The sequence below is a fragment of the Streptomyces sp. KLMMK genome, from assembly GCF_036961605.1.
GTDB lineage: Bacteria > Actinomycetota > Actinomycetes > Streptomycetales > Streptomycetaceae > Streptomyces > Streptomyces telluris.
In genome coordinates, this window is sequence record NZ_JBAMDC010000213.1 from 1 (window position 1) to 11,703 (window position 11,703).

13 protein-coding genes are annotated in these 11,703 nt (G+C 72.9%); 8 read left to right on the plus strand and 5 right to left on the minus strand.

Annotated features, from left to right (window positions below; genetic code table 11):
- The 4 genes from V7793_RS24815 to V7793_RS24830 all read left to right on the plus strand — a co-directional run.
- Positions 1 to 1,281, plus strand: a 1,281-nt coding sequence (locus V7793_RS24815) for a S1C family serine protease (RefSeq protein WP_336010080.1), incomplete at its 5' end; no start/stop codon positions are given.
- 162 nt (positions 1,282 to 1,443) lie between these two features.
- Entirely contained in the window at positions 1,444 to 1,908 is a 465-nt protein-coding gene (locus V7793_RS24820; protein ID WP_336010082.1) for a sec-independent translocase, read from the plus strand.
- Between the two features lie 118 nt (positions 1,909 to 2,026).
- Positions 2,027 to 2,758, plus strand: a complete 732-nt coding sequence (locus tag V7793_RS24825; RefSeq protein ID WP_336010084.1) for a hypothetical protein — start codon at positions 2,027 to 2,029, stop codon at positions 2,756 to 2,758.
- A gap of 126 nt (positions 2,759 to 2,884) precedes the next feature.
- Positions 2,885 to 3,073: a YegP family protein gene (locus tag V7793_RS24830; RefSeq protein ID WP_336010085.1), complete on the plus strand. Its 189-nt coding sequence runs from the start codon at positions 2,885 to 2,887 to the stop codon at positions 3,071 to 3,073.
- Between the two features lie 63 nt (positions 3,074 to 3,136).
- Here V7793_RS24830 and V7793_RS24835 read toward each other — a convergent pair whose 3' ends face one another.
- The 3 genes from V7793_RS24835 to V7793_RS24845 are packed head-to-tail and all read right to left on the minus strand — an operon-like array spanning position 3,137 to position 6,229.
- Positions 3,137 to 4,294 (minus strand): Mrp/NBP35 family ATP-binding protein, encoded by a 1,158-nt coding sequence (locus tag V7793_RS24835; protein WP_336010086.1) that lies wholly within the window; start codon positions 4,292 to 4,294, stop codon positions 3,137 to 3,139.
- 44 nt (positions 4,295 to 4,338) lie between these two features.
- Positions 4,339 to 4,944 carry a DUF1003 domain-containing protein gene (locus tag V7793_RS24840; RefSeq protein ID WP_336010088.1) on the minus strand — a complete coding sequence of 202 codons (606 nt, stop codon included), beginning with the start codon at positions 4,942 to 4,944 and terminating at the stop codon, positions 4,339 to 4,341.
- Complete coding sequence (locus V7793_RS24845) at positions 4,931 to 6,229, minus strand: magnesium transporter MgtE N-terminal domain-containing protein (protein ID WP_168090744.1); 1,299 nt, start codon at positions 6,227 to 6,229, stop codon at positions 4,931 to 4,933. Before V7793_RS24845 ends, V7793_RS24840 begins: the two co-directional genes overlap by 14 nt.
- A gap of 168 nt (positions 6,230 to 6,397) precedes the next feature.
- Between V7793_RS24845 and V7793_RS24850 the strand changes: the two genes are divergently transcribed.
- On the plus strand, positions 6,398 to 7,186 hold the full coding sequence (locus tag V7793_RS24850) for a hypothetical protein (RefSeq protein WP_336010091.1): 789 nt from the start codon (positions 6,398 to 6,400) through the stop codon (positions 7,184 to 7,186).
- Positions 7,187 to 7,217: 31 nt separating this feature from the next.
- On the opposite strand, the gene V7793_RS24855 is transcribed toward V7793_RS24850, so the two are convergent.
- Entirely contained in the window at positions 7,218 to 7,739 is a 522-nt protein-coding gene (locus tag V7793_RS24855; RefSeq protein WP_336010093.1) for a hypothetical protein, read from the minus strand.
- Between the two features lie 52 nt (positions 7,740 to 7,791).
- Between V7793_RS24855 and V7793_RS24860 the strand changes: the two genes are divergently transcribed.
- Positions 7,792 to 8,745 carry a DMT family transporter gene (locus V7793_RS24860; protein ID WP_336010095.1) on the plus strand — a complete coding sequence of 318 codons (954 nt, stop codon included), beginning with the start codon at positions 7,792 to 7,794 and terminating at the stop codon, positions 8,743 to 8,745.
- A gap of 51 nt (positions 8,746 to 8,796) precedes the next feature.
- Here V7793_RS24860 and V7793_RS24865 read toward each other — a convergent pair whose 3' ends face one another.
- A complete protein-coding gene (locus V7793_RS24865) occupies positions 8,797 to 9,903 on the minus strand; it encodes a magnesium and cobalt transport protein CorA (RefSeq protein WP_336010097.1) in 1,107 nt (368 codons plus the stop codon).
- 506 nt (positions 9,904 to 10,409) lie between these two features.
- On the opposite strand from V7793_RS24865, the gene V7793_RS24870 reads away from it, so the two are divergent.
- Positions 10,410 to 10,994, plus strand: a complete 585-nt coding sequence (locus V7793_RS24870; RefSeq protein WP_336010100.1) for a suppressor of fused domain protein — start codon at positions 10,410 to 10,412, stop codon at positions 10,992 to 10,994.
- A 73-nt stretch (positions 10,995 to 11,067) separates the two neighbouring features.
- Positions 11,068 to 11,703 (plus strand): DUF6758 family protein (locus V7793_RS24875; protein ID WP_336010103.1); only part of this gene is annotated, 636 nt, incomplete at its 3' end.

The following is an 11,703-nucleotide window of genomic DNA, read 5'->3' on the forward strand; positions in this document are numbered from 1 at the left end:
CCCGGGGGGCCCGCCGCGCCGCAGGCCGCCTTTCCTCCGCCCGGTGTGACGCCGCCGCACGGCACCCCCGTGCCTCCCGTGGGGATGACGCCCGCCCACGGCACCCCGGCGCCGTGGCAGTACGACCCCTGGGCCGCGTCCGCGGCCCGCCCCCCGGAGCCCGCTGCGGCGAAGAGCGGCCGCGGGCGGCTCCTCGCCGGGGCGCTGCTCGTGGCGCTGGTCGCCGGCGGCATAGGCGGCGGCGTCGGGGCGTATCTGGAGCGGGACGGCGCCATGGGCCGGCACGTCAGCCTGCCCCAGGCCACCGCGGACCGTTCGGCGCGCGCCCCGGGCAGCATCGCGGGCATCGCCGCCCGCGCCCTGCCGGGCGTGGTGACGATCCACGTCCGCGGCGGCAGCGACCAGGGCACCGGCACCGGCTTCGTCCTCGACAAGGAGGGCCGCATCCTCACCAACAACCACGTCGTGGAGCCCGCGGGAGCCGCCGGTGACATATCGGTGACGTTCAGCAGCGGCCAGACCGCCAAGGCCACCCTCGTCGGCCGGGACAGCAGCTACGACCTCGCCGTGATCAAGGTGTCGGGCGTGTCCGGCCTGACCCCCCTCGCCCTCGGCAACTCCGACTCCGTCCGCGTCGGCGACTCCGTGATCGCGATCGGCGCCCCGTACGACCTCGCGGGCACGGTCACGACGGGGATCATCAGCGCCAAGGAGCGCCCGATCACCGCGGGCGGCCGGAAGGGTGACGGCAGCGACGTCAGCTACGTCGACGCCCTGCAGACCGATGCCCCGATAAACCCCGGCAACTCCGGCGGCCCGCTGGTGGACTCGGAGGCCCGGGTCATCGGCATCAACAGCGCCATCCGCTCCGCGGGCGACAGCGGAGAGCTCGGCGGCGGCCAGGGCGGCAGCATCGGCCTGGGCTTCGCCATACCGATCAACCAGGCCAAGCGGGTGGCCGAGGAGCTCATCAACACCGGCAAGGCCACCCACCCGGTCATCGGCGTGACGCTGGACATGGGGTATTCGGGCGACGGCGCCCGGGTGAACACCAAGAGCGGCGACAGCGCGCCCGTCACCCCCGGCGGCCCGGGCGACAAGGCCGGCCTCCGGCCGAACGACGTGATCAAAAAGGTCGACGGAGTGGCCGTGCGCAGCGGCCAGGAGCTTATCGTCAAGATCCGCAGTCATCGTCCGGGCGACCGGCTCACGCTGACCGTGGAGCGGGACGGCCGGGAGCGGGCGGTCGAGCTGACCCTCGGCTCCGCGGGCGCCCGCTGACGCCCGCATCCTCCGGGGCCGGCCCGGAGCGGGCCCCGGAACCGTCGCCGGCGTCGGCTTTGGCCTGATCTTGCCCCAGGTGTATCCCTTCGACCCCGCAGGGCCAGGTACCGTGATAGGTGGCCTGGACCGTCGGCCATTGACGCATCAAGGAGCTTCAACGTGCTCGACATAGGACCCCTCGAGCTGGTCGCGCTCGTGGTGCTCGCTGTGCTCATCTTCGGACCGGACAAGCTGCCGAAGATGATCCAGGACGTGTCCCGCACGCTGCGCAAGATCCGGCAGTTCTCCGAGAGCGCCAAGGAGGACATCCGCTCCGAGCTGGGCCCCGAGTTCAAGGACTTCGAGTTCGAGGACCTCAACCCCAAGACGTTCGTCCGCAAGCACGTGCTGGACAAGGACGAGCTGGGCCTGAAGGAGATCCGCAACGGCTTCGACCTCAAGCCGGAGATGACCGAGGTCGCCGACGCCGTCCACGGCCGCGGCGGCGACACGGCGGCGGACCCGGCCTCCGGCGCCGCGCAGGCTCCCTCGAACGGCGGCTCTCCCGCCCGCCCGGACCTGCTCAAGAAGCAGGACAAGCCGGACCCCGGAGAGCGTCCTCCGTTCGACTCCGACGCCACCTGAGTTCCGCGCATCCCGTGCGCCATTGACGGGGGTGGCTATCCTCCCTGTGTTTGGGGTGAAGTCGTCCGAGGGGGGCGGGCTCGCCCAGGACACCGGGCAACAAGGAGGCGCCGCGCAGATGGAGACGACGAGTCGGGTTGGGGCTCAAGGGGCCGGCACGGCCGACGCGTCCGCCGCGGACGCCGCAGCGCAGGACGCACCGGGCGGGCCGGCCGACCGGCGGGCGATCGACGGCTATCTGCAGGCCTCGTTCCCCTGGTACGGCCTGGACGAGGCCTACACCGGGCCGCGCTGGCTGATGCAGGTCGGTACCGCCGCCGACGGGACGGTGGAGCACGGCTCCACGGGCCACGGCGAGGAGCCCACGCTGCGCAGCGAGCGAGCCGACCCCCACGCCGCCAAACAGCGCTTCGCGGTCGTCGTGACCGTCGCCAGCCGCCCCGGCCGCCGCAGTGCCGACGGCACGGGCGTCCTGGAGGCCACCTCGGTCTCCTCCGCGGCGTGGCTGGCCGGGTCGGGGCTGCTGTCGTGCACCTGGCCGGCGCAGATGGAGCGGGCGCTGCGGCAGGACTGGCTCGACCAGCAGACGGCCCTCGCCTGGGAGCTGGCGGACCACCTGGACGACCCGGCGTGGTCGACGCTGTCGCTCCCGGTGGACGGCGTGCCCACCGACTTCCGCTACCGCGAGTCGGAGTACGGCTGGGTGCTCGCCGGCTCCGCCATGGACGAGCGCGGCGACGGTGGGGCCGGTGCCGGCGGAGCGGTGCACATCGGGGCGTACGGCCGGGGCATGAGCGCCTACGGCATGGGCTTCTCGGTGATCAAGGACATCACGGCCTACCGGGGCTGACCGCCGCCGGGCCGGCTCCCGGCGGAGCCGCCGGGTCACCCGCCGGGCCCTCCCGGGCTGCGCGTGCCGTTGCGCCGGGCTTGAATTTCCGGCAGGGGGCAGCCGCACTCCGAGAGGTGATGAGCCATGCCAGGCAAGTTCGAGATGTACGAGGACAACTCCGGCAAGTACCGCTACCGGCTGAAGGCGGGCAACGGCGAGATCATCGCCGTCGGCGAGTCGTACAACAGCAGGTCCGCCTGTGAGAAGGGCATCGAGTCCGTGAAGCAGAACGCGGCCTCGGCACCGGTGAAGGACCTGGGGCACCAGGGCTAGCGGCGCAACGCCGAGGCGCGGGCAGGGCTGCGGAGCAGCCTGCCCGCGCCTCGGCGCGTACCGTCAGAACTTGTTGCGCGGCGTGATGCCCAGCGACATGCCGGAGAGGCCGCGCTGCCGGCCGCCGAGCTTGCCGGCGATGGCGCGCAGCGCCGCGCCCGCCGGGGACTCCGGGTCCGTCAGGACCACCGGCTTGCCCTCGTCGCCGCCCTCGCGCAGGCGGACGTCGATGGGGATGGAGCCCAGGACGGGCACGTTGGTGCCCGTGGTGCGGGTCAGGCCGTCGGCGACGACCTGGCCGCCGCCCGTGCCGAAGACGTCGACCATCTCGTCGCAGTGGGGGCACGGCAGCCCGGACATGTTCTCCACGACGCCGACGATCTTCTGGTGCGTCTGCACGGCGATCGAGCCGGCCCGCTCGGCGACCTCGGCGGCCGCCTGCTGAGGCGTCGTCACGACGAGGATCTCGGCGTTCGGCACCAGCTGCGCGACCGAGATCGCGATGTCACCCGTGCCCGGGGGCAGGTCGAGCAGCAGGACGTCCAGGTCGCCCCAGTAGACGTCGGCGAGGAACTGCTGGAGGGCGCGGTGGAGCATCGGGCCGCGCCACACCACCGGGGTGTTGCCCGGGGTGAACATGCCGATGGAGATGACCTTCACGCCGTTCGCCGACGGCGGCATGATCATGTTTTCGACCTGGGTGGGCCGGCCCTCCGCGCCGAGCATGCGCGGGACGGAGTGGCCGTAGATGTCCGCGTCCACGACGCCGACCTTCAGCCCGTCCGCCGCCATGGCCGCCGCGAGGTTGACCGTGACGGAGGACTTGCCGACGCCGCCCTTGCCGGACGCCACCGCGTAGACCCGGGTGAGCGAGCCCGGCTTGGCGAAGGGAACCTCGCGCTCGGCCGTGCCGCCGCGCAGGGACGCCGCGAGCTCGCGGCGCTGCTCGTCGCTCATGACGTCGAGCTCGACCGTGACGCCGGTGACGCCGGCGACGCCCGAGACGGCGTCCTGCACCCGGCTGATGATCGTCTCCCGCATGGGGCAGCCGGAGACCGTCAGGTAGACCGCCACCGCGACCGAACCGTCCGCCGCGATCTCCACCGATTTGACCATCCCCAGGTCGGTGATGGGTCGCTGGATCTCGGGGTCGTTCACCGTCGCGAGCGCGGAGCGGACCGCGTCCTCGCTCGGGGACGTTCCGTTCGTGTCGGTAGCCATACGGACGATGGTACGGCGCGTGAGGGGGCCTCCGGAAAGGGCCGTCAGCGGTCGCGTTCCTCACTCTCCGCGGGGAATACGCGGCGCTCTTCCAGATCCTTGACGAGCTCCTGGAACTCGGAGCGGATCCAGTCGCGCGTCGCGACCTCGCCGAGGCCCATCCGCAGCGCGGCGATCTCCCGGGTGAGGTACTCCGTGTCCGCGATCGACCGCTCGTTCTGCTTGCGGTCCTGCTCCAGGTTGACCCGGTCGCGGTCGTCCTGGCGGTTCTGCGCGAGGAGGATCAGCGGCGCCGCGTAGGAGGCCTGCAGCGACAGCATCAGGGTCAGGAAGATGAAGGGATAGTTGTCGAACCGCAGGTGCCCGGGGACGGTGGTGTTCCACACCACCCACAGGATGATGACGACCGTCATCCAGACGATGAACCGCCCCGTCCCGAGGAAGCGCGCGATCCGCTCCGAGGTCCGCCCGAACGCCTCCGGGTCGTACTCCGGCAGCCAGCCGCGCCGCTTGGCCCGCGGCAGATCCAGCCGGACGCGCGGCCGGGGGTGCGGGTGGGGGTGCACGGCCTCCGACTGCGCCCGGACGCGCTCGGCCCGGTCGGGGCGGTGCCCCGGGGTGCCCTCGCGCCCCCGCTCATTGCCCGCCATCGACGGCCTCCGGCAGCTCGGTCATGCCCGGCGCCCCGTGGTGCAGCTCGGTCTCGCGCCAGTCCTCGGGCAGCAGGTGGTCCAGGACGTCGTCGACGGTGACCGCCCCCAGCAGGGAGCCGCTCTCGTCCACGACGGGCGCGGCGACCATGTTGTACGTCGCGAGGTAGCTGGTGACGGCCGGCAGGGGGGTGTCCGGCGGGAGGGGCCGCAGATCGGTGTCCACGAGCGCGCCGACGAGGGTGAAGGGCGGGTCGCGCAGCAGGCGCTGGAAGTGGACCGTGCCCAGGTACTTGCCGGTGGGGGTCTCGTCCGGCGGCCGGCACACGTACACCTGGGCGGCCAGCGCGGGGGAGAGGTCGCGGTTGCGCACGCGCGCGAGGGCGTCGGCGACGGTCGCATCCGGGCGCAGCACGATCGGCTCGGTCGTCATCAGACCGCCCGCGGTCCGCTCCTCGTACGCCAGGAGCCGGCGCACGTCCGCCGCCTCGTCCGGCTGCATGAGGGTCAGCAGCCGCTCCTTGTCGTCCTCCGGGAGCTCCGAGAGCAGGTCGGCCGCGTCGTCCGGGTCCATGGCCTCCAGGACGTCCGCGGCGCGCTCCTCCTTGAGCTTGCCGAGGATCTCGATCTGGTCGTCCTCCGGAAGCTCCTCCAGGACGTCCGCGAGCCGGTCGTCGTCCAGCGCCGCCGCGACCTCCGAGCGGCGCTTGGGGGAGAGGTGGTGCAGGACGCTGGCGAGGTCGGCCGGGCGCAGCCGCTCGAACGTCGCGAGGAGGCTCGCGGCGCCCTGCCCGTGCTCCTCCAGGGAGAAGCCGGTGACGGCCGACCACTCGACGGTGAGCGTCTCGCCCTTGCGGCGCAGCGCCCCGCCCTTGCCGCGGCGCACGAAGACCTTGTCGATCTCCCAGTCGCGGCGGGCGGGCAGCTGGATGATCGCTACATCGAGGACGGTCACCTCCTCGCCCCCGTCGACCAGACGTACGCGCCGGTCGAGCAGCTCGCCGAGGACCAGGGTCTCGGTGGGGCGCTGCTCGAAGCGCCGCATGTTGATCACGCCGGTGGTGATGACCTGGCCGGACTCCACGCCCGTCACCCGCGTCATGGGCAGGAAGATCCGGCGGCGGCTGACGACCTCCACGACCAGGCCCAGGACGCGGGGCGGCCGGCCGCCGACGCGGAGCATCGCGACGAGGTCCTGGACGCGGCCCACCTGGTCGCCGTTGGGGTCGAAGACCGCCACGCCCGAGAGGTGCGACACGAAGACCCGGTGGGCGCCTGCCGCCATGCCGCGCACCTCCTCCGTGGTCCGGTGTCCGGTTCAGGCTAACGTGACCGGGTTCTCCCCGGCGCGGGGGAGACGCCCGTCCGGACTGCTTGCTTCCGCCCGCGGGCGGCACGGGTACGCTGCCGTACTCCAGCGGCTGAACAGGGCTGAACAGGAGGCAGGAGCGACGTGCGAACCCGGAAGGCGGCTCTCGTGGGAGCGCTGTGCGCCGGCCTGTCCGTGGCGCTCACCGGCTGCGGCGGCGGTGGCACCACGGACCCCGACGCCGGGACCAACGGCGTCGGCAGGCTCGACCCCGCGAAGATCCAGGACAAGGCGCGGTCGGCGGCCCGGGAGGCCTCCTCCGTCCACCTCTCCGGCAGCGTCGTCAGCCAGGGGCGCACGTACAAGCTCGACATGCGGCTGAAGCGGGACGGCGGGACGGGGCGGGTCGCCTCCGACGCCAGCACCTTCGAGCTGCTGCGGGTCGGCGACGAGCTCTTCCTCAAGGCGCCCGCCGCGTTCTGGTCGCGCGGCGACAAGGACGACAAGGGAGCCAAGGACGGCAAGGGGGACGGCGCGGCCGCCGCGGGCAAGCTGGAGAAGAAGTACGTGAAGGTGCCGACCGGCGACCCCGCGTACCAGCAGTTCAAGGGCTTCACCGACAAGGACGTCCTGCTCGACGGGCTCATCGGCCTGCACGGCAAGCTCGACCGCGGGGAGCACGGCACGGTGGCCGGCGTCCCGACCATCCGGGTCAACGGCGCCGGCGGCTCGGGCGGCACGCTCGACGTCTCCCTCATGGACACGCCGTACCCCCTGCGCGTCCGGCGCGCCGGCGGGGCGGGCCAGCTGGAACTGTCGGACTGGGGCAAGGACTTCGCCCTGACGCCCCCGCCGAAGCAGGACACGGTCGACTACGGCAAGCGGATCCCCGCCGCGGGCGAGGGCGCGTCACTGCCGGCCCCCGCGAAGTAGGGCGGCGCGGCCGCCCCGCCCTCCGGCGCGGCTAGCGCCTGCCGCGGCCCTTCCGGAGGAGCTTCGGCAACGCCGCCGGCATCGGGCGGCGCGTCGTCGCCGGAGTCGGGAGGGGGCGGGCCGCCAGGGCCGTGTCGGGGAGCGCCGCCGTGGCCCCGGAGGGCTCCAGGCGCAGGACGCGGCAGCCCTCCGCCCACCGCTCCGTGACCCGCTCCGCGTCCGGCGCGTTCAGCCGCTTCGCCTTCAGCTCGGCGACCGCCGCCGTCCACGCCTCGCCCCCCGCAGGGAGCTCGGCGACGCGCGCGGTCCAGGAGACCAGGCGCCCGCCCTTGTCCTTGCTGCGGACGGTCACCGTCGCCTCGGCGCCGTCGGCGAGCCCGAGGTCGTCCAGCGGCTGCTCACCGGCGCCGCCCACGAGGTGGACGGCACCCTCGTGCCACACGTGCCACAGCGCACGGCTCGGCCCCGCCGATCCCTGCACCCAGATGAGGCCGGACTTCTTCGTGGCCTCCTCGATGAGCGCCCGGTCGAGCAGCTCCTGCGTCTGTGTCATGCGGCCTACTGTATGCGCCGGTGCCCGCGACCAGGAGATCTACCCTGGACGGGTGACCAGTGCCCGTACGCGCAGCGACGCCCCGCCCGGCGCGACCGCCGCCGCGGCGGAGACCACCGCCCACCCCCACCCCGCCGTCCGTACGGACCTCTTCCTGCTCGCGATCGCCGTCTCCGGCATCTCCCTGTCGGCTCCCCTGATCGCCGCGACCGCCGCCCCCGCCCTGGCCATCGCCTTCTGGCGCAACGCCATGGCCGTGGGCGCCCTGACCCCCCTCGCGCTCGTCCGGCACCGCGCCGAGCTCCGCGGCATCGGCCGCCGCAGCCTCCTGCTGGCCGTGGCCGCCGGCGCGCTCCTGGCCGTGCACTTCGGGGTGTGGCTGCCGAGCCTGCACATGACGTCGGTGGCGTCCTCGACGGCCCTGGTCACCACCACCCCGATCTGGACGACGCTCCTGATGCGCCTGCGCGGCCACCGACCGCCCGCGCCGGTGTGGGCGGGCACCGCCCTGGCCTTCCTGGGCGTGCTGATGCTGACCGGCGTCGACCTGTCCCTGTCCCCGCGCGCCCTCGCGGGCGACGCACTGGCCCTCGCCGGCGGTATGGCGGCCGCCGGCTACGTCCTGCTGGGCGCGGAGGTGCGCCGGACGGTGAGCACGCTCACGTACAGCTACGTCTGTTACGCGACGACGGCCGTCCTGCTGCTCGCCGCGTGCCTGTTCTCCGGCTCGTCCCTCGCGGGCTACAGCGGGGACACCTGGCTGAAGCTGGCCGTGCTGACGGTCACCGCGCAGCTGCTCGGGCACTCGCTGATCAACCGCGTCGTCAAGGGGCTCGGCCCGTCCGTCACCTCGACGGCGATCCTCCTGGAGACCCCCGGCGCGGCCCTGATCGCCGCGCTGTGGCTGGGCCAGACCCCGCCCGTCGCCGCCTACCCGGCGCTGGCGGTGATCCTGGCCGGACTGGGCCTGGTCATCATGGCCGGCCGCGCGGCGAAGAAGGGCTGAGCAAGGGCTGAGCAAGGGCTGAGGAGGGGCTGAGCAAGGATTGAGGAAGGGCTAGAGCCAGCCGTTCCGCTTGAAGCCGCGGTGGATCGTCACACAGATGGCGACCGTGACGACCATGACCGCCGGATAGCCGTACTTCCAGTGCAGCTCCGGCATGTGGTCGAAGTTCATCCCGTAGATCCCGGCGATCATCGTGGGCACGGCGAAGATCGCCGCCCATGACGTGATCTTCCGCATGTCCTCGTTCTGCGCCACCGACGCCTGCGCGAGGTTGGCCTGGAGGATGGAGTTCAGCAGGTCGTCGAAGGACAGGACCTGCTCGTGGACGCGGGCGAGGTGGTCGGCGACGTCCCGGAAGTACTTCTGGATGTCCGGGTCGACCAGCCGCATCGGCCGCTCGCTGAGCTGCTGCATCGGCCGCAGCAGCGGGGCGACCGCGCGCTTGAACTCCAGCACCTCGCGCTTGAGCTGGTAGATCCGGCCCGCGTCGCCGCCGCGCGAGGCGCCCTTGCCGGTCGGCGAGAAGACATCGATCTCCACCTCGTCGATGTCGTCCTGCACGGCGTCGGCGACGGCGATGTAGCCGTCCACGACCTGGTCGGCGATGGCGTGCAGGACGGCGGAGGGGCCCTTGGACAGCAGCTCCGGGTCGTCCTGGAGGCGGTGGCGCAGCGCGCGCAGCGAGCCCTGGCCGCCGTGCCGGACGGTGATGATGAAGTCCGGCCCGGTGAAGCACATCACCTCGCCGGTCTCGACGACCTCGCTGGTGGCGGTGAGCTCGGCGTGCTCGACGTAGTGGATGGTCTTGAAGACGGTGAACAGCGTGTCGTCGTAACGTTCCAGCTTGGGCCGCTGGTGGGCGTGGACGGCGTCCTCCACGGCGAGCGGGTGCAGCCCGAACTCCGCGGCGATGCCCGAGAACTCACGCTCCGTCGGCTCGTGCAGCCCGATCCAGGCGAAGCCGCCGCCGGCCCGCACCCGGCGCATCGCCTCGGCGGGGCTGACGTGGTCGCTGAGGCGCTTGCCGTCGCGGTAGACGGCGCAGTCGACGACCGCACTGCTGACGGACGGGTCCCGGGTCGAGTCGTACTCGTACGGCAGGGCGCCGCGGCGCAGGGCGGGGCGGACGGCCTCGCGCAGATCACGGATCATCGACATGGCAGGGCTCCTTCACGGGCCGGCCGCCAGCCGGTGCGGAGCGCGAGTGCAACGCGGCCCGGAACGTGGACGTGAGGCCCTGGACGGCGGGAGGCCGTGTGCGGGACACGTCCGCAAATCGGACGGCGCTTCGTGCGGTGCGGCGAGGCTGACGGCAGTTCGCGGAGAACTTCGCAGAGAAGCAGAGAACTTCGCGGAGAACACGGAACAAAGCGGGACGAAGGCGCTCTTCCGTCGGCGCTGCGGGCGCAAAAGAACTTCCGGGAAAATGTCGGCGGCACTGCCGAGGGCGGAAGATCTCAGATCACAAGGAGTGCGTCCGGAGCGAAGGGACGGGAGAACTGCCGGTACTGCACGGTCGACTAGGATCCACCGCAGCCCCACCTCCTCCGGCCGGTCCCCGCTGAGGGACGAACGTAACTCCCTGACCAGAGGTCAAGGCTAGCAGCCACTTGACCCGTCAATACCCTCCTTTGCCCGTTCGATACGCGTTCTATGCTCACTGCATGGCAGACGTTCTCGCACTGGTCGAGGCCCGGCTCCGGACAGCCCTGGGCGAACCGGACGCGCGCGCAGCGGTGACCTTCCTCGGCACGGACCGGATCGAGGTCCTCCGCTTCCATGACGGGGACGTCGTGCGCTACGCCACGCTCGGCATGTCCGCCCAGCCGATGGCCGACCCCACCGCCGTCGTGGCGGACCCCCTGCGCGGCCCCCGCGCCGAGCTGGTCCTCTCCGTCCGCGGCGGCCGCGCCGATACGGACAAGGTGCTGCGGCCCCTGGCCGTCCTCGCCGCCTCCCCCCAGGTGGAGGGCCTGATCGTGGCGCCCGGCGCCTCGCTCGACACCGGGGAACCGCTCTGGCCCGGCGCGCCCTTCACCTCCGTCCTCGTCGCCGAGTCCGGGGGCCTGGTCGAGGACCTGGAGCTCGACGAGCCCATGGACCCCGTCCGCTTCCTCCCGCTGCTGCCGATGACCCCCAACGAGGCGGCCTGGAAGAGGGTGCAGGGAGCGGAGGCGCTGCAGGAGCGGTGGCTGCGGAACGGCACGGATCTGCGTGACCCGATGCGCTCCGGGGTACCCCTGGGGTGACCGGCCGGGCCGCGACGTCCGGACGGGTGATCGTCCTTGACGCGGCGGGCGCCTGGGAGGACCGTTGGAGGTTATGAGGGGCGAACCCAGTTGCCCGAAGTGCGGTGGCCGGGTGCGAGCGCCCGGTCTCTTCGCCGACTCCTGGCAGTGCGACGTCCACGGCACGGTGCACCCTCTGCAGCCCGTCGTCCCACCGAGCGTGGAGGCCCTGGCCGTCGTCGTCAACCGGGCCCGGGTGCCCGTGTGGATGCCCTGGCCCCTGCCCGTCGGCTGGCTCTTCACCGGCGTGGTCTGCGCGGGGGACGACCGCAGCGGCGGGCGGGCCACCGCCGTCGCCTGCTCCGGCCCCAGCCCCCTCGGCGGCCCCGGTGAGCTGCTGCTCGTGGCCGAGGAGCTCGGCGTCGGCCTCGGCGCGCGCTACGCGGGCGTCGCCGGCCCCGACCCCGGCCCCTACCTCCGCGTCGACCGCTCCCCGCACGCCAAGGTCCACGCCGCCGGCCGCCCCACCCCCCTGTGGCACGTCGAGGGCGCCCCGGAGGACCGGGCCGTCTTCGCGGGCGAGGCGCGCGGGCTGTGGCTGTGGGCCGTGGTCTGGCCGGAGCAGTCGGGACTGCTGATGTACGACGAGCTGGTCCTCACGGACCTGCGGGACGCGGGAGCGGAAGCCGACCTCCTGCCGTGCGGCGCCCTGTCGCCGCGCTTGCTGCCG

Excerpts from the sequence above, each read along its gene's own strand:
- V7793_RS24865 (WP_336010097.1), bottom strand. The coding sequence starts at position 9,903 with ATGTCGATGATCCGTGATCTGCGCGAGGCCGTCCGCCCCGCCCTGCGC.
- V7793_RS24830 (WP_336010085.1), top strand. The coding sequence starts at position 2,885 with ATGCCAGGCAAGTTCGAGATGTACGAGGACAACTCCGGCAAGTACCGC.
- V7793_RS24840 (WP_336010088.1), bottom strand. The coding sequence starts at position 4,944 with ATGGCGGGCAATGAGCGGGGGCGCGAGGGCACCCCGGGGCACCGCCCC.
- V7793_RS24835 (WP_336010086.1), bottom strand. The coding sequence starts at position 4,294 with ATGGCTACCGACACGAACGGAACGTCCCCGAGCGAGGACGCGGTCCGC.
- V7793_RS24825 (WP_336010084.1), top strand. The coding sequence starts at position 2,027 with ATGGAGACGACGAGTCGGGTTGGGGCTCAAGGGGCCGGCACGGCCGAC.
- V7793_RS24870 (WP_336010100.1), top strand. The coding sequence starts at position 10,410 with ATGGCAGACGTTCTCGCACTGGTCGAGGCCCGGCTCCGGACAGCCCTG.
- V7793_RS24845 (WP_168090744.1), bottom strand. The coding sequence starts at position 6,229 with ATGGCGGCAGGCGCCCACCGGGTCTTCGTGTCGCACCTCTCGGGCGTG.
- V7793_RS24855 (WP_336010093.1), bottom strand. The coding sequence starts at position 7,739 with ATGACACAGACGCAGGAGCTGCTCGACCGGGCGCTCATCGAGGAGGCC.